10 protein-coding genes are annotated in these 17,280 nt (G+C 68.4%); 6 read left to right on the top strand and 4 right to left on the bottom strand.

Annotation, left to right across the window (positions count from 1 at the left end; translation table 11 throughout):
- The 3 genes from gloB to fabI all read left to right on the top strand — a co-directional run bounded on the left by gloB (position 1) and on the right by fabI (position 3,542).
- Positions 1-837 carry a hydroxyacylglutathione hydrolase gene (gloB, locus tag EGT29_RS21655; RefSeq protein WP_124690926.1) on the top strand — a complete coding sequence of 279 codons (837 nt, stop codon included), beginning with the start codon at positions 1-3 and terminating at the stop codon, positions 835-837.
- Positions 838-1,086: 249 nt separating this feature from the next.
- On the top strand, positions 1,087-2,607 hold the full coding sequence (locus EGT29_RS21660) for a LysM peptidoglycan-binding domain-containing protein (RefSeq protein ID WP_238160162.1): 1,521 nt from the start codon (positions 1,087-1,089) through the stop codon (positions 2,605-2,607).
- 140 nt (positions 2,608-2,747) lie between these two features.
- On the top strand, positions 2,748-3,542 hold the full coding sequence (gene fabI, locus EGT29_RS21665; protein WP_124690927.1) for an enoyl-ACP reductase FabI: 795 nt from the start codon (positions 2,748-2,750) through the stop codon (positions 3,540-3,542).
- Between the two features lie 211 nt (positions 3,543-3,753).
- Here the strand turns inward: fabI and EGT29_RS21670 are convergent, their stop codons facing one another.
- On the bottom strand, positions 3,754-5,052 hold the full coding sequence (locus tag EGT29_RS21670) for a sigma-54 dependent transcriptional regulator (RefSeq protein WP_124692468.1): 1,299 nt from the start codon (positions 5,050-5,052) through the stop codon (positions 3,754-3,756).
- Positions 5,053-5,132: 80 nt separating this feature from the next.
- Entirely contained in the window at positions 5,133-6,998 is a 1,866-nt protein-coding gene (locus EGT29_RS21675; protein WP_124690928.1) for an ATP-binding protein, read from the bottom strand.
- Between the two features lie 273 nt (positions 6,999-7,271).
- Between EGT29_RS21675 and EGT29_RS21680 the strand changes: the two genes are divergently transcribed.
- Both EGT29_RS21680 and EGT29_RS21685 read left to right on the top strand, forming a co-directional pair.
- The gene (locus EGT29_RS21680) at positions 7,272-8,621 is read left to right on the top strand and encodes a dicarboxylate/amino acid:cation symporter (protein ID WP_124690929.1); all 1,350 of its coding nucleotides are present in this window, start codon (positions 7,272-7,274) and stop codon (positions 8,619-8,621) included.
- A gap of 266 nt (positions 8,622-8,887) precedes the next feature.
- Positions 8,888-10,612, top strand: a complete 1,725-nt coding sequence (locus EGT29_RS21685) for a tannase/feruloyl esterase family alpha/beta hydrolase (RefSeq protein ID WP_124690930.1) — start codon at positions 8,888-8,890, stop codon at positions 10,610-10,612.
- Between the two features lie 231 nt (positions 10,613-10,843).
- On the opposite strand, the gene EGT29_RS28870 is transcribed toward EGT29_RS21685, so the two are convergent.
- Positions 10,844-10,972, bottom strand: a complete 129-nt coding sequence (locus EGT29_RS28870; protein ID WP_255465712.1) for a hypothetical protein — start codon at positions 10,970-10,972, stop codon at positions 10,844-10,846.
- Between the two features lie 71 nt (positions 10,973-11,043).
- On the bottom strand, positions 11,044-11,346 hold the full coding sequence (locus EGT29_RS21690; RefSeq protein WP_124690931.1) for a hypothetical protein: 303 nt from the start codon (positions 11,344-11,346) through the stop codon (positions 11,044-11,046).
- Between the two features lie 142 nt (positions 11,347-11,488).
- On the opposite strand from EGT29_RS21690, the gene uvrA reads away from it, so the two are divergent.
- A complete protein-coding gene (gene uvrA / locus EGT29_RS21695; RefSeq protein WP_124690932.1) occupies positions 11,489-17,278 on the top strand; it encodes an excinuclease ABC subunit UvrA in 5,790 nt (1,929 codons plus the stop codon).
- Positions 17,279-17,280 lie beyond the last annotated feature (2 nt).

Here is a 17,280-nt window from a genome sequence, read left to right on the forward strand (position 1 = left end):
ATGAAAGACTCGAAAGGAAGCAAACGATCGGCCGGCCCGCAAGATGCCGGCCCGGCGGCCGGCATAACCGGCATCCCCGCCTTCAATGACAACTACCTGTGGTTGATCCGGCAGGGCACGCTGGCGGCCGTGGTGGACCCCGGCGATGCCGGTCCGGTCCTGGCCTCGCTGCAGCAGCAGCGCCTCCAGCTTCGTGCCATTCTACTGACTCACCACCACAAGGACCATGTCGGCGGTGTCCTGGAGCTGGTCGAACGCACCGGCGCCACGGTATTCGGTCCCGCGGGCGAGAAACTGCCCCACTGCGACCGCCGCCTCGCCCAGGGCGACCGGGTCACCCTGCCTGAACTGGATCTGGACCTGGAGGTGCTGGACGTGCCGGGGCATACCGCCGGCCACATCGCGTATGCCGGCCGCGCGGCCGGCGTCGAACCGCTGGTGTTCTGCGGCGACACGCTGTTCGCCTCGGGATGCGGCCGCCTGTTCGAGGGCACGCCGCAGCAGATGAAGGCCTCGCTGGACAAACTGGCGGCCCTGCCCGCCAGGACGCGCATCTACTGCGCGCACGAATACACCTTGTCCAACCTGGCCTGGGCCACCGCCGTCGAACCCGACAACGCGGCGCTGCACGTATGGCACCAGCAGGCGCGCCACCTGCGCGAACAATCGCAGCCCACGGTGCCCACCACGCTGGATCTGGAACGCCAGGTCAATCCTTTCCTGCGCACCGCCGTTCCCGAGGTGGCGGCGGCCGCGGCGACCCATGCCGGCAGGCCGATGGCCGACGCCGTCGAGGTTTTCGCCGCGCTGCGCGAATGGAAGAACGACTTCCGGTAGAGCACGCCGCATCTTGCCCCGATTTCCGTTCAATGCCCGCCAAAAGCTTCGAATTTGTAAAGCGGGTTGACGGAAACCATTCTCGATTCGTACTATGCCGCGCTAAATGCACCGTGAGTCGCGCCGGTCCCCCGAGCCGGGGCCCTGTGCCCCTTCCCGGAATCCCCGCGGCTCCAAATTGAAACTGCCTCGCTGGGCCCCGTCCTCCGGGACGAGGCCCAGCGAGGCATGTGGTCAAGGACACGAAACATGCTATTGCGCCCCCGCGGCGTCTGGAATCTGCGGGCGGGCGTCCGCGATGGTCGTCCAGCCTCCCTGTACAAAATCCTGATCGCCGGGTGCGTGATGGTCCTGGCGGGCTGCGCTTCGATGGAACGCCCCGCGGCAACCGGCCAGGACATGCAAGGGGTGGCGACCGCCCCCTCCACCGGCGCCAACAACCCCGCCGGCTTCTCTTCCTCCCCGCGAGTCTCCCAGGCACCCCGCCCCGTCGGCCGGCGCATCGACTCGCCCCTGAGCCTGCACACGCCCGATGACGGCCTGGAACCGCGCATGGTCGACCTGACCGTGCAGCCGGCCGATATCTGGACCCGTATCCGGCGCGGCTATGCGGTGCCCAACATCGACACGCCGCTGGTCAAGGAATGGGAGAACTTCTACGCCTCGCGCCCGGACTACATCCAGCGGACGGCCGAGCGCGCCGGCAAGTATCTCTATTACATCGTCGAAGAGATCGACCAGCGCGGCATGCCGACCGAACTCGCGCTGCTCCCCTTCGTGGAAAGCTCGTACGACCCCTGGGCGCTGTCGCGCTCGCAGGCGTCGGGCCTGTGGCAGTTCATCCCCACCACCGGCCGCGGCTTCAACCTGAAGCAGGACTGGTGGCGCGACGAGCGGCGCGACCCCATCGCCTCCACCCGCGCGGCGCTGGACTACCTGCAATACCTGTTCGACTTCCACGGCGACTGGCACCTGGCGCTGGCCTCCTACAACTGGGGCGAAGGCTCGGTCAAGCGCGCCATCGACAAGAACACGGCGCGCAGCCAGCCGACCGACTACCTGTCGCTGGACATGCCGGACGAGACGCGCAACTACATCCCCAAGCTGCAGGCGATCAAGAACATCATCTCCAATCCGGCCGCCTACAACATCGCGCTGCCGTCGATCGACAACCAGCCCTACTTCGTCACCATCACCAAGAGCCGCAACATCGATGTGAAGCTGGCCGCCCAGCTGGCCGAGATGCCGCTCGACGAATTCAAGGCGCTCAACCCGTCGTTCAACCGCGGCGTGATCCTGGGCAGCCACGAGCCCACGCTGCTGCTGCCGGCCGACCGCATCAGCATCTTCGAGGCCAACCTGCGCGCCTACAGCGGTTCGCTGTCGTCGTGGCACACGCATGAGCTGGCCCGCGGCGAGACCCTGACCACCGTCGCCCGCAAATACGGCACCTCGGTCGCGACGCTGCGCAAGGCCAACGGCCTGGGCACCCGATCGCGCATCGGATCCGGCGACATCCTCATGGTGCCCACCAGCCGCCAGGCCGAACCCACCCTGGTCGCCAGCGCCGGCATCACCCCCGTGCGCGCCACCGTCCAGAGCAATGGCCGCGCGAAAAAGACCGTCCAGGCACGGACGTACAAGGTCCGCAAGGGCGACACCCTAAGCTCCATCGCCCGCCAGTACGACATCTCGGTCGACCGCCTGCGCGCCCTGAATCGCATCAAGGGCTCGAACATCCCCGCCGGCCGCACGCTGAAGATCCAGTAAACTCGCACCTCCCACGCCCCCATAAGCCCCCAGGCAGTTGCCCGGGCACCGTGGATCCGGCTCCGCCGGTCCACCAGTGCCGCCTCCTGGGGGGCGCGCGCAGCGCGTAGGGGGTACATTCTTTTACAGGGACCCTAGACATGGGCTTTCTCGCCGGTAAACGCATCCTGGTCACCGGGGTGCTGTCCAATCGCTCCATCGCCTATGGCATCGCCAAGGCCTGCCACCGCGAAGGCGCGGAGCTTGCCTTCACCTACGTAGGCGACCGCTTCAAGGATCGCATCACCGAATTCGCCGCCGAATTCGACAGCCAGCTCGTGTTTCCGTGCGACGTCGGCGACGACGCGCAGATCGAGGCCGTGTTCGCCGACCTGGGCAAGACCTGGACCAAGCTGGATGGCCTGGTACACGCGATCGGCTTCGCGCCGCGCGAAGCCATCGCCGGCGACTTCCTGGACGGCCTGTCGCGCGAAGGCTTCCGCATCGCGCACGACATCTCGGCCTACAGCTTCCCCGCCATGGCCAAGGCCGCCCTGCCTCTGCTGCAAGGGCCGGAAGGCAATGGCACCGGTGCGGTGCTGACGCTCAGCTACCTGGGCGCCGAGCGCGTGGTCGACAACTACAACACCATGGGCGTGGCCAAGGCCGCGCTGGAAGCCGCCACCCGCTACCTGGCGACGTCGCTGGGCCCCAAGGGCATCCGCGCCAACGCCATCTCGGCCGGCCCCATCAAGACGCTGGCGGCCGCCGGCATCAAGGACTTCTCGAAGATCCTGAACTTCGTCGAGACCTTCGCGCCGCTGCGCCGCAACGTCACCATCGACGACGTCGGCAACGTCGCCGCCTTCCTGCTGTCGGACCTGGCCGCCGGCGTAACCGGCGAAGTCACGCACGTAGACGCCGGCTTCTCCACGGTAGTCCCCGGTATAGGATGACCCCCCCCTACGCCCTTCGGGCGCCCCCCAGGGGGCCGACGGCGGTGGACCGGCGGAGCCGGATCCACCGTGTCGTGGTCTGTGTCGTCGTTCTCGGTGCGAAGCACCGCATGTTTGCTTTGATCCAGGGTGCCGCGGATCCGGCTTTGCCGGTCCGCCAGCGCCGCCCCCTTGAGGGGGCGCCCGAAGGGCGTAGGGGGTGGGCTTCCCCTCAGCGCGTAGGGGGGATCAGATACACACCCCGGTCTATGCCGTGGCGTTGCAGCTTGTCGTAGAAAGTCTTGCGCGGAATACCCAGGGTTTGCAGGGTGGCCTTGATGTCGCCCTGGTGGCGCGCCAGCGCTTCCCGGATCAGGTCGGCCTCGTAGCGCTCCATGCGCTGCGGCAGGGTCGCCTCGGTCTCCGGCGCTTCGGGCGCCGTCTCTTCCACTCCCAGCACCACGCGTTCGGCGTAGTGCATCAGTTCCCTGACATTGCCGGGCCAGGCGTGGGTCCGCAGGTGCTGGCGCACCGCCGGCGTGATCGCGGGCGGGTCGATCTTGAAGCGGGCCGCCGCGCGGGAAACGAAATAGGAAAACAGCAGCGGGATGTCGTCGCGGCGTTCGCGCAGGGGCGGGATGCGGACGGTCACCACGTTCAGGCGATGGAACAGGTCGGCACGGAACTGGCCGCGCTGCGCCGGATCGCTCAGGTCGGTCTTGGTGGCCGCCACCACGCGCAGGTCGACCGGACGGACCTCGTTGGTACCCAGCGGCGAAACCTCGCGCGTCTCCAGCACCCGCAGCAGCTTGATCTGCGCTGCCAGCGGCATGCTTTCGATCTCGTCCAGGAACAGCGTGCCGCCGCTGGAATGCTCGATGCGCCCGACGCGGCGGCGCTGGGCGCCGGTGAACGCGCCGGCCTCGTGGCCGAACAGTTCGCTTTCGATGACCGTGTCCGGCAAGGCGCCGCAATTAAGCCCGACGAAAGGCTGCGCATGGCGCGCGCCCCAGGCATGCAGGGCCTGGGCCACCACCTCCTTGCCCGCCCCGGTTTCGCCCAGCACCAGGACGTCGACGTCGGCGCTGGCCAGATGGCCCAGTGTCTTGCGCAGGCGCTGCATGGCCGGCGTCTCGCCGATCAACGGCAGGCTCTCGCCCGCGTCGCGGGCCAGCCGCTTCAGCCGGCGGTTGTCCAGCACCAGGCGCCGCTTGTCCAATGCGTTGCGGGCCGCCGTGGCCAGCCGCTCGGCCGGATAGGGCTTGGCCAGGAAGTCGTAGGCGCCTTCGTGCATGGCGGCCACCGCCATGTCGACGTCGCCGTGGCCGGTGATCAGGATGACGGGCAGGTCCGGGTCCCGTTCGCGCAGCCGCCGGAACAGTTCCAGGCCATCGACCACCGGCATGCGCACGTCCGTGACGACGATGCCGGCGAAATCGGCCGGTACCCGCTCCAGGGCCTCGGCGGCCGAGACAGCGGTCTCGACGCGGAAACCGGCCAGCTCCAGGGTCTGCTGGTTGGCTTCCCGCATGGCGGGATCGTCGTCGACGAACAGCACGCGGTCGACGGCGTCGGCCCCCGGCGGCGTGGGATCGGTGGAAAAGGAAGCGTTCACGAAGCAGCCTCGGGAAGACGGATGGTGAAACACGCGCCGCGCCCCGCGGTGTGCACGGACAACGTGCCACCGAAGTCGGCGACGATGTCGCGGCTGATGACCAGCCCGAGGCCGAGGCCGCGCGGCTTGGTGGTGACGAAGGGGGTATAGAGGGCCGCCATGACGCTGTCGGGCAGGCCGGGGCCGTTGTCTCCGACTTCGATGGCGACCTGGTTCGCGTCGCGCGTGGCGCGTATCCATATCCGGGGACCGGACGTCCGCTCCAGCGCCTCGATGGCGTTCTGCAGAAGGTTGACCAGCACCTGCTCCAGGCGCACGCGCTCGGCGCGCACCGCCAGGCCGTCATCCACGCCGGTGCGTTCGAGCGCGATGCCATGCCGGCGCATCTGGGCACCCACCAGCGTCAGCGCGCCGTCGACGGCGGCGGCCACCGGCACCGGGCCGGAAGAAGCGCCGGAGGATTTGCGCGAGAAGGTCCGCAACTCGTCGGTGATGACGCCGATGCGCTGCGTGAGCGCGGCGATCGACGCCATGTTGCCGCGCGCCCGCTCGACGTTGCCCCGGTCCAGGTAGGCGGCCGAGTTGTCGGCGTAGCTGCGGATGGCCGCGACCGGCTGGTTGATCTCGTGCGCCACGCCGGCGGTGATCTGGCCCAGGAAGGCCAGTTTGTTGGCCTGCACCAGTTCTTCCTGCAACTTGTGCAGTTCGGCTTCGGCGCGGCGCCGGTCTTCCATCTCGGCCCGCAACTGGTCATTGGCGGCCCGTAGCTCGCCCGTGCGCGCCGCCACGCGCGACTCCAGTTCCTGGCGCGCGGCAGCCTGGGCAAGCACGAGATCGTGGGCGCGGTGCCGGCGATGCAGCCAGATCCCCGCCACGAACAGGGCGCACAGCACCAGCAGCGCGGCGGCCACTCGGGCCGATGCCGCCGCGCGCGCCATGGCCTCGCGGGTCGCGCCCAGCAGGTGGAACTGCCACGGCGTACCCGGCACCGGCTCCTGCACATGCACGTATTCCTGTTCAGCCCGCCCGGGCAGGCTCGCCACCACCTGCCCCGGGCGGTCCGGGGCGGCCCGCGCCGGCAGGGCGGACAGCGGCGCATCGCCGAACTGCAGGCTGGTCCGCAGCGCGTCCCGCTGTGCCGCCGACAGCGTGCCGTAGACCTGGAAGCGCCAATCCTCCTGCGAGGACAACAGCACCACGCCGTGCTCGTCGGTCACGAACGCCGGATCCGGGAAGCGCCGCCAGCCGGCCTCGACGCCGTCGAACTCCACTTTCACGACCACCACCCCTAGCGTCCGTCCGTCCCGCTCCAGTTGCCGGCTCAGGTACAGCCCCGGGCGGTTGCTGACGTTGCCGAGCGCGAAATACTCGGCTTGGCCGGCATGCGCCGCCCCCTGGAAATAGGGCCTGAACGCGTAATCCGAGCCCACGAAGCTGGTGGGCTGGTTCCAGTTGCTGGCGGCCACGCCCACGCCGCGAGGATCGAGCAGGTAGATGACGGCGGCGCCGGTATCCCGGCTCAGCGCCTCGAACTTGAGATTCAGCGCGCCATAGCGCGCCGGGTCCCCGGTGGCCAGCGCCGCACTGACCTCGGAGTCCTGCGCCAACACGAAGGGCAGCGAGCGCTGCTTGTCGAGCTCGGCGGTCAACAGCGCGACCTTCAGCGCCGCCGCGTTGCGCGCCGCCGCCGCAACCTCCGAATAGGCCTGCTCACGCCCCACGCCTCCCGCCGCCCACAGCGCGGACGCCAGCAGCGCGACGCCGATCAGGACGAAACAGGCCCATGCCCGGCCATGGCCGGGAACCCGGAAGGACGACGGCGCGGCGCGGTCGTCCGGGGTCGGCAAGGAAGGAGCAGGCATGGCGGCGGACGGGAAGGCGATGTGCGGATTTTCGCACACCAAAAACACGCATGAGCGAAAAACCGCACTCCCGTCCCTGGCAAGCTTCTTTCAACGAGAAAATTATCCAGTCCGATCAATAGGTTACGAATTCACCGCCGCTACCGCAAAACGGGCATGCCGATTGCATTAGTGGCGTCAACGAAGCTCCCACGAGCTCGGCAACCGTTGAAAACGAGCCCCCGCCCGCGCCAAGACGCGGCGGGCAGGCGGCCATTGGAAGGGGACATCCCGATGATCGACATACCCAGCACGGCGCAGGCGCCCGTGCGCAAGAAAAAGTTCTATCAGATCCTGTACGTGCAGGTACTGTTCGCCATCACGGTCGGCATCCTGCTCGGCCACTTCTATCCCCAGATCGGGGAATCGATGAAGCCCCTGGGCGATGCCTTCATCAAGCTGGTGAAGATGATCATCGCGCCCGTCATCTTCCTGACGGTCACCACCGGCATCGCCGGCATGCGCGACCTGCAGAAAGTGGGTCGCGTCGTGGGCAAGGCCATGATCTATTTCCTGACCTTTTCCACGCTGGCCCTCATCATCGGCATGATCGTGGCCAACGTCGTGCATCCGGGCACCGGCCTGCACATCGACCCCGCCACGCTGGACGCGAAGGCCGTGGCCTCGTACTCGGCCAAGGCTCATGACCAGACCCTGGTCGGCTTCCTGATGAACATCATCCCGGACACGGTGGTCAGCGCCTTCGCCAGCGGCGACATCCTCCAGGTGCTGTTCTTCTCCGTGCTGTTCGGCATCTCGCTGGGCGCCGTGGGCGACAAGGGCGCGCCGGTCCTGGATTTCCTGCAATCCATCTCGTCGGCCTTCTTCAGGCTGGTCGCCATCCTGATGAAGGCCGCGCCCATCGGCGCCTTCGGCGCCATGGCGTTCACCATCGGCAAGTACGGCATCGGCTCCATCGCCAACCTGGCGCTGCTGGTCGGCACCTTCTACCTGACCTCGCTGCTGTTCGTGCTCGTCGTGCTGGGCGCGGTGGCCCGCTACAACGGCTTCTCCATCCTGAAGCTGATCCGCTACATCCGCGAGGAGCTGCTGCTGGTGCTGGGCACCAGTTCGTCCGAGGCGGCCCTGCCCACGCTCATGGAAAAGATGGAGCGCGCCGGCTGCTCCAAGCCCGTGGTCGGCCTGGTCATCCCCACCGGCTATTCCTTCAACCTGGACGGCACCAACATCTACATGACCCTGGCGGCCCTGTTCATCGCCCAGGCGACGGACATCCACCTGTCGCTGGTGGACCAGATCCTGCTGCTGCTCGTCGCGATGCTCAGTTCCAAGGGCGCGGCGGGCATCACCGGCGCCGGCTTCATCACCCTGGCCGCGACGCTGTCTGTCGTGCCTTCGGTCCCCGTGGCCGGCATGGCGCTGATCCTGGGCATCGACCGCTTCATGTCCGAATGCCGCGCGCTGACCAACCTGGTGGGCAACGCGGTGGCCAGCGTCGTCGTGGCCCGCTGGGAAGGCGAGCTGGACAAGGACCGGCTGGACCAGGCCCTGAGCGCCCCGGGCGCCCGGCAGATCGAAGCCGACCTGGAAGGCGGCGACGTCCTGGTGGCCGCGCACCGCTGACCGCCACCCGCCGCGGCCGGTCCGGCCGCGCCACGAAAAAGGCATGCTCCGGCATGCCTTTTTCTTTGCCTGGACGACTTCACACAATTAATTATCTTAATAAACAATAAATTTCTTTTTCCAAGCAATTTTTCTAGGGTTTACACCTGATCAAGATTCTTTTTTATTTAACTATATTAAATAAATGACGGTTGAATCCGTCATCCGCCGCGCCCCGAAGAAGCCAATCGACATCCCGCGCGGCCGCCCACGAGGAGGAGACAAGCATGAAAAAACGCCATCTGGCCGGCGGGGTACTCGCCGCCCTGGGAGCGCTGCACGGCTGCGGCGGTTCCGACGACGCGGGGCCGTCCGCCGCGGAACCTTCCGATCCGCCCCGCCTTGCCTGCGCCGACATCACGGCGGCCGCGCTGGGAATCCCCCGGCTTGAACTGGCCACCCCCGAAACCATTGCCGCCGTCTCCGCGGATAACCCCGCGCAGTCCGTGCCCGCGCACTGCCGGCTGCAAGGCCGGCTGAACCTGCGCAACAGCGACGTCGACGGCAAGGCCTACGCCATCGGCTTCGAGCTGCGCATGCCGGACACCTGGAACGGCCGCTTCTTCTTCCAGGGCGGCGGCGGCACGGATGGCGCCGTCAACCCCGCCCTGGGCACCCTGACGGGGGCAGGCGCCTCCACCAACGCGCTGTCCATGGGATTCGCCGTCGCCAGCACCGACGGCGGCCATACCAGCGAAAGCGAACCCATCGTCGGCGGCTCGCTGTTCGGCCTCGACCCCCAGGCCCGCGTGGACTATGGCTACAACGCGGTCGGCACGGTCACCCCGACCGCCAAGGCCATCCTCGAGCGCTTCTACGGACGCGGCGCCAACCACTCCTATTTCGTCGGCTGCTCGAATGGCGGCAGGCAGGCCATGGTGGCCGCCTCGCGCTTCGCCGACCAGTTCGACGGCATCGTCGCCGGCAATCCGGGCTTCAACCTGCCCCAGGCCGCCGTGCAGCACGCCTGGGACAACCAGGCTTTCGCCGCCGTGGCGCCGCGCACGGGCGGAGACCGGCCCATCATCAGCCAGGCATTCTCGTTCCAGGACATGCAGCTGGTGGCCGACCGGACGGTGGCCGCCTGCGACGCCCTGGACGGCGCGGCCGACGGCATGATCGACGACCCCGTGGCCTGCAAGGCCGCCTTCAAGCCCGAGGACCTGGCCTGCCCCGGCGCCAAGGCCGATACCTGCCTGAGCACCCCGCAGGTGGATGCGCTGAAGAAAGTCTTCGGCGGCCCGAAGAACGGCAAGGGCGAGGCCCTGTACGCCGACTGGCCCTACGACGCCGGCGTGGCGACCATGGGCTGGCGCTTCTGGAAGCTGGGGACCTCGACCACCGAGGTCCCCAATTCCCTGATCGCGACCCTGGGCGGCGGCTCGCTGCCCTACGTCTTCACCACGCCTCCCACCCAGGTGCGCGGCACCGGCACGCAGGTCATCGACTACCTGCTCGGCTTCGACTTCGACACCGACGCGCCGAAAATCTTCGCGACCACGCCGGTCTATGCCGAGTCGCCGATGAGCTTCATGACGCCGCCCGATCCGACCGACCTGGGCACCCTGAAGGCCCGGGGCGGCAAGATGATCGTCTACCACGGCAACAGCGACCCGGTGTTCTCGGTGAACGACACCATCGCCTGGTACCAGGGCCTGCGCCGCGCCCACGCCGACGCATCGGACTTCGCCCGGCTGTTCACGATACCCGGCATGAACCACTGCAGCGGCGGCCCCGCCACCGACAAGTTCGACATGGTTACGGCCATCGTGGACTGGGTCGAAAAGGGCGTCGCCCCCGCCTCGATCCTGGCCTCCGCCCGCCCCGGCTCCGACGCCCCCTGGCCCGACCGCACCCGCCCGCTGTGCCCCTACCCTCAGCAGGCCCGCTACACCGGCAGCGGTTCGCTGGAAGACGCCAAGAACTTCCGCTGCGTCACGCCGGCCTCTTGAGCCATACCCGCCCCCCAGGGAGCGCGGCAAAAAAAAGCCCCCACGAAGTGGAGGCTTTCAGACCATGGGCACAGTGGATCCGGCTCCGCCGGTCCACCAGTGCCGCCCGGAGGACCCGGCGCCGGGCCGTCCCAAGGCGGGTCCCCGCCCCCTCGGGGGGCTGCCGCGTAGCGGCTGGGGGCTCACCATGCCGGGCGCGCGTAAGCGCGTAGGGGGGGCTAAACTAAACCATCACGCCCGCTTAACTTTCTCGAGCATCTTGAAAATGCCCTTCGGCGCCCCAACAAAAAGACGCTTGAAGGCCTTGCCCAGGCAACGGCGCTCAAGGGTATTGCGGCGCGTGCGTTTCTTTTCCGCCATGTCGATCTCCAGTCATTGAATCCGGCTAACCCGCTATTCTAGCGGATTTTTCGGCGTTGCCGTCAAGCCGCTCAACGCTGGGGGGCGCCTCCGGCAACGCCGCCGACGACTTCCGTTGTTTTCTGCTCGGCCTTGCCCAGCACCCGCGCCAGCGCCTTTTCGGTCTGGTGCGAGACGACCCGCCAGGTATGGCCGACTTCGGGAATGGTATGGACGGCGACGGTGCCGGCCGTCAGGGCAAGCGCGATGGCCACCAGCACCGCCACGCGCAGGCTGCGAGGCGGCGGCGGAACGTCGCCGAGCGTGGGCGGCGGGATGTACACGCCAGCCTCGGCACCCAACAGATCGACCGGAGAGGATTTGCGCTTGCTCATAGGCAATATCGTAACCCGGCCGCCCTTTTATAGCCGTACCTTCCTGTTACGCAATCTTGTCAAACGTTGCGATTTTCGCAGCATCTCCTAAACGGCTACGATTGAAGAATCGCCGGCCTCCTTCCGGCACGTGAACCGAACGATGTCCTCCGCCCCCATCTCCCCCGACTCCCCCCAGGAAACCGCCGCCGAACCCGAGATCCGGGTGGTGGGCGCGCGCCAGAACAACCTGAAGAACCTGAGCCTGACCATCCCCACCAACGAACTCGTGGTGGTGACCGGCGTATCCGGCTCGGGCAAGAGTTCGCTGGTCTTCGACACGCTGTACGCCGAAGGCCAGCGCCGCTACGTCGAGACTTTTTCGCCGTACGCGCGCCAGTTCCTGGACCGCATGGACAAGCCCCAGGTCGACCGCATCGAGGGCATCCCGCCCGCCATCGCGATCGACCAGACCAATCCGGTACGCACCTCGCGCAGCACGGTCGGCACCATGACCGAACTGAACGACCACCTGAAACTGCTGTACGCGCGGGCCGGCAGGCTGTTCTGCCGCCAGTGCGCGCGGCCGGTGCAGAAGGACACGCCCGACTCCATCCACGCCTCGCTGGCGCGCCGCTCGGCGCAGGCCGGCGACCCGCGCCTGGTCGTGACCTTTCCGGTCCAGGTGCCGGCCAACTACAGCGAGGACGAGATCCGCGGCTTCCTGGAACGCCAGGGCTACACGCGGGTGCACGCCAAGCGCAAGGTGGGCACCGGCAAGAACGCCGTGCAGTTGCTGGACGTGGTGCAGGACCGCTTCCGCTTCGGCAACGCCGAGCGGGCCCGCGTGATGGAGGCGCTGGACGCCGGGCTGCGGCTCGGGGCCGGCCGGGTGGACGTGCGCGTGGTGGACGAGGAAGGCAAGGAAACCGCGCTGTGGAAGTTCAGCGACGAAATCCACTGCGCCGACTGCGACATCGCCTATTCCACCCCCACCCCCAGTTCGTTCTCGTTCAATTCACCGCTGGGCGCCTGCGAGGCCTGCCGCGGCTTCGGCCGGGTGATAGGCGTGGACTACGGCCTGATCATCCCCGACGAAAGCAAGACCCTGCGCGGCGGCGCCATTCGCCCCTGGCAGACGGCCAGCTACAAGGAATGCCAGGACGAACTGGTGAAGTACGCGGCCCGCGCGGGGATCCCGCTGGACGTACCCTGGCGCAAGCTGACCGACGCCCAGCGCGAGTGGGTGCTGCAGGGCACGCCCGACTGGAAGGGCGGCAACGACGCCTGGAAACACCAGTGGTACGGCGTGAAGCGCTTCTTCGACTGGCTGGAGACCAAGGCCTACAAGATGCACATTCGCGTGCTGCTGTCGAAGTATCGCGCGTACACGCCGTGCACGGCCTGCAACGGCGCCCGCCTCAAGCCCGATTCGCTGCTGTGGCGGGTAGGCACCAAGGCCGAGGCCGACCAGGTACTGCCCGAGTCCGACGGCCGCTACGCCCGCTTCCGGCCGGTGAACGTGTCGTGGGGCAACGCCACCCTGACGGCCCTGCCCGGCCTGTCCATCCATGACCTGATGCTGCTGCCCATCGAGCGCGTGCGCACGTTCTGCGATGCCCTGCACTTCGAGGGCGTGATGGATGCCGCCACCGAGCTGCTGTTGCAGGAAGTGCGCGCGCGGTTGAAGTTCCTGTGCGACGTCGGCCTGGGCTACCTGACGCTGGACCGCCAGAGCCGCACGCTATCGGGCGGCGAGGTGCAGCGGATCAACCTGACCACCGCTCTCGGGACATCCCTGGTCAACACCCTGTTCGTGCTGGACGAGCCGTCCATCGGCCTGCATCCGCGCGACATGAACCGCATCGTCGAGGTCATGCACCGGCTGCGCGACGCCGGCAACTCGCTGGTGGTGGTGGAGCACGATCCCCAGGTCATGCTGGCGGCCGACCGCGTCATCGACATCGGCCCGGGGCCGGGCGAGCGCGGCGGCAACATCGTCTTCAACGGCTCGCCGGCGCAGTTGCGCAAGGCGGAAACGCTGACCGGCGACTACCTGTCGGGCCGCCGCCACGTGGCGGCGCCGCGCCCCATGCCGGTCAACGCCAACACGCCCCGGCTGATCGTCGAGGGCGCGCGCGAGCACAACCTGAAGAACGTGACGGTGGAGTTCCCGCTGGGGCGCCTGGTGTGCGTGACGGGCGTGTCGGGATCGGGCAAGTCGACGCTGATCCAGGACGTGCTGTACCCCGCCCTGCTCAAGCTCAAGGGCAAGCCCACCGAGGCCGCCGGCGCGCACGACCGCATCCTGGGCGACGACTGGATCGCCGAGGTGGTCATGGTCGACCAGTCCCCGATCGGCAAGACGGCGCGCTCCAATCCGGCCAGCTACGTGGGCGCGTTCGACGGCGTGCGCAAGCTGTTCGCCCAGGCGCGGCTGTCCAAGGAACGCGACTACACGGCCGGCATGTTCAGTTTCAACGCCGGCGACGGCCGCTGCCCGACCTGCGGCGGCACCGGCTTCGAACACGTCGAGATGCAGTTCCTGTCCGACGTGTACCTGCGCTGCCCCGACTGCGACGGCACCCGCTTCCGGCCCGAGATCCGCGAAGTCACCATCGAGCGCAAGGGCCGGGCGGCCTCGATCTCCGACGTGCTGGAGATGACCGTGACCGAAGCCCTGGATTTCTTCGAGGGCGAGCGCGACATCCAGTACGGCCTGGCGCCGCTGGCCGACGTGGGCCTGGAATACGTGCGCCTGGGCCAGCCCGTGCCGACCCTGTCGGGCGGCGAGGCGCAGCGCCTGAAGCTGGCCGGCCACCTGGCCGAGGCGGCGCGTTCGGGCATTTCCACCATCGGCGCCAAGCTGTCGAAGAAGGGCAGCCTGTTCCTGTTCGACGAGCCCACCACCGGCCTGCACTTCGACGACATCTCGCGCCTGATGGGCGCCTTCCGCAAGCTGCTGGCGGCCGGCCACACGCTGGTCGTGATCGAGCACAACCTGGACGTGATCCGCGCCTCGGACTGGCTGATCGACCTGGGCCCGGAAGGCGGCGACGCCGGCGGGGAAGTCCTGGCCACCGGCACGCCACAGGCCATCATGGACCATCCGGCCTCGCACACCGGCCGCGCGCTGCGGGAATACGAGGCCGAGATCGGCAGCCTGGCCGATGCCCAGGCCGCCGTCCCGGCGCCCGCCGTGGCCGAGCGCTTCGAACCCTACGTGGTCGCGCGCAACGACGAACCCGAAGGCGTGCCGCTGCAGAACCTGCTGTCCCGCCGCCGCCACGCCGCGCGGGCGATCGAGATCAAGAACGCGCGCGAGCACAACCTGAAGAACGTGGACGTCGAGATTCCGCGCAACACCTTCACGGTCATCACGGGGGTGTCGGGCTCGGGCAAGTCGACGCTGGCCTTCGACATCCTGTTCAACGAAGGACAGCGCCGCTACCTGGAATCGCTGAACGCGTATGCGCGGTCCATCGTCCAGCCCGCGGGCAAACCGGACGTGGACGCCATCTTCGGCATCCCGCCCACCGTGGCGATCGAGCAGCGCACCAGCCGCGGCGGCCGCAAGTCGACCGTGGCCACGATGACCGAGACCCACCACTTCATGCGCCTCTTGTACATGAAGCTGGGCACCCAGTATTGCCCGAACTGCGACATCCCGGTCGAGCCCCAGACCTTCGACCTGATCGTCAGCCGCATCATGCGCGAGCTCAAGGGCCAGCACATCGGCGTGCTGGCGCCGCTGGTCAGCGCGCGCAAGGGCTATTACACCGACCTGGCCAAGTGGGCGTCGAACAAGGGCTACACCCATCTGCGCGTGGACGGCGCCTTTATCCCGACCGCCAAGTGGCCCCGGCTGGACCGCTTCAAGGAACATGACATCGACCTGCCGGTGGCCGACTTCGTCGTCGACCCGGCCAACGAGGCGGCGCTGCGGGCCGCCGTGCACGAGGCGCTGGAACACGGCCACGGCGTGATGAGCGTGGCCTGGCCACTGCAGAAGCTGCGCGTGGCGATGGCCAGCGGCGCCGAGGCGCCGGCGCCCGACCTGGAGCAGCGCGTGTTCTCGGTCAAGCGTGCCTGCCCCTCGTGCGGCCTGAGCTTTCCCGAGCCCGATCCGCGCATGTTCTCGTACAACTCCAAGCACGGCTGGTGCCCGTCCTGCTTCGGCACGGGCCTCAAGCTGCAAGGCTTCGACGCCGAGCAGACCGGCGAGGAAACGGCCTGGAACGCCTGGTACGAAGGCGAGGCGCAGCCCTGCGGCGACTGCCACGGGCAGCGCCTGAACCGCAACGCGCTGGCGGTGCGCTGGCGCGACCGCTCCATCGCGCAGTTGTCGTCGCTGGCGGTGCGCGATGCCGGCGCCTTCTTCCGCGACCTGGAAACCGCGGGCCGCGAGGCTGACATCGCGCGGGACATCCTGGCCGAGCTGCGCAGCCGGCTGGAGTTCCTGGAGGAAGTCGGACTGGGCTACCTGGCGCTGGACCGCGCCGCGCCCACGCTGTCCGGCGGCGAGGCCCAGCGCATCCGCCTGGCCGCGCAACTGGGCTCGAACCTGCAGGGCGTCTGCTACGTGCTGGACGAGCCGACCATCGGCCTGCACCCGCGCGACAACCGCATCCTGCTGAACGCGCTGTCGCGGCTGGAAGGCAAGGGCAACACGCTGGTCGTGGTCGAGCACGACGAGGACACCATCCGGCGCGCCGCCCACGTGATCGACATCGGCCCGGGTGCCGGCGTGCGGGGCGGCACCGTCGTCGCCCAGGGCCGGGTGCAGGACATCATCGCCAACCCCGCGTCGCTGACCGGCAAGTACCTGGCCCATCCCCTGCAGCATCCGCTCCAGCCCCGGCGCGCGATCAACGACGATACGCCGCGCATCGCGGTGCGCAAGGCGCGCCTGCACAACCTGCGCGACGTCGATGCCAGCTTCCCCGTCGGCCGGCTGACCGTCGTGACCGGCGTGTCGGGTTCGGGCAAGTCGACGCTGGCGCGCGACGTGCTGCTGGACAACCTGCAACGCCGCGTGGGCAAGGACGCCGCCGAACAGAGCGGCTGGACCGGCTGCGCCGGCATCGACGGCTGGAAGGGCATCGACCGCGTGCTGGAGGTCGACCAGACCCCCATCGGCAAGACGCCGCGTTCCTGCCCCGCCACTTACGTCGGCTTCTGGGACACCATCCGCAAGCAGTTCGCCGACACGATGGAGGCGCGCATGCGCGGCTGGGCCGCCGGGCGCTTCAGCTTCAACACCGGCGAAGGCCGCTGCCCGGTCTGCGAGGGCCAGGGCATGCGCACCATCGAGATGAACTTCCTGCCGGACGTGAAGGTGCCCTGCGACGCCTGCAACGGCGCCCGCTTCAACCGCGAGACCCTGGCCGTGCACCTGCGCGGCAAGAGCGTGGGCGAAGTGCTGGCGATGGAGATCGACGACGCCGTCGAGTACTTCGCCGCCCATCCGTCCATCCTGAACCCGCTGCAACTGCTGCAAAGCGTGGGGCTGGGCTACCTGACGCTGGGCCAGCCCTCGCCCACGCTGTCGGGCGGCGAGGCGCAGCGCATCAAGCTGGTGACCGAGCTGGCCAAGGCCAGGCTGGACGAAGGCACGATGCGCACCGGCCGGGCCTACAAGGCGCCGCACACGCTGTACGTGCTGGACGAACCGACCGTGGGCCTGTCCATGGCGGACGTGGAAAAGCTGATACGCGTGCTGCACCGGCTGGTGGACGCCGGCAACACGGTGGTGGTGATCGAGCACAACCTGGACGTCATCGCCGAGGCCGACTGGCTGCTGGACATGGGCCCCGAGGGTGGCAACGAAGGCGGCCAGGTGGTCGTGCAGGGCACGCCCGAGCACGTCATGGCGCAGCGCGCGCGCTCGCACACCGGCCGGGTCCTGGCCGAGTTCATGGCGCCGCAGGAAGCGGCCGCCAAGGCGTCCTGAGC

The sequence above is a fragment of the Pigmentiphaga sp. H8 genome, assembly GCF_003854895.1.
In the GTDB taxonomy this organism is placed as follows: Bacteria; Pseudomonadota; Gammaproteobacteria; order Burkholderiales; family Burkholderiaceae_B; genus Pigmentiphaga.

Excerpts from the sequence above, each read along its gene's own strand:
- EGT29_RS21670 (WP_124692468.1), bottom strand. The coding sequence starts at position 5,052 with ATGCGGGAAGCCAACCAGCAGACCCTGGAGCTGGCCGGTTTCCGCGTC.
- EGT29_RS28870 (WP_255465712.1), bottom strand. The coding sequence starts at position 10,972 with ATGGCGGAAAAGAAACGCACGCGCCGCAATACCCTTGAGCGCCGTTGC.
- gloB (WP_124690926.1), top strand. The coding sequence starts at position 1 with ATGAAAGACTCGAAAGGAAGCAAACGATCGGCCGGCCCGCAAGATGCC.
- EGT29_RS21690 (WP_124690931.1), bottom strand. The coding sequence starts at position 11,346 with ATGAGCAAGCGCAAATCCTCTCCGGTCGATCTGTTGGGTGCCGAGGCT.
- fabI (WP_124690927.1), top strand. The coding sequence starts at position 2,748 with ATGGGCTTTCTCGCCGGTAAACGCATCCTGGTCACCGGGGTGCTGTCC.
- EGT29_RS21675 (WP_124690928.1), bottom strand. The coding sequence starts at position 6,998 with ATGCCTGCTCCTTCCTTGCCGACCCCGGACGACCGCGCCGCGCCGTCG.
- EGT29_RS21685 (WP_124690930.1), top strand. The coding sequence starts at position 8,888 with ATGAAAAAACGCCATCTGGCCGGCGGGGTACTCGCCGCCCTGGGAGCG.
- EGT29_RS21660 (WP_238160162.1), top strand. The coding sequence starts at position 1,087 with ATGCTATTGCGCCCCCGCGGCGTCTGGAATCTGCGGGCGGGCGTCCGC.
- uvrA (WP_124690932.1), top strand. The coding sequence starts at position 11,489 with ATGTCCTCCGCCCCCATCTCCCCCGACTCCCCCCAGGAAACCGCCGCC.
- EGT29_RS21680 (WP_124690929.1), top strand. The coding sequence starts at position 7,272 with ATGATCGACATACCCAGCACGGCGCAGGCGCCCGTGCGCAAGAAAAAG.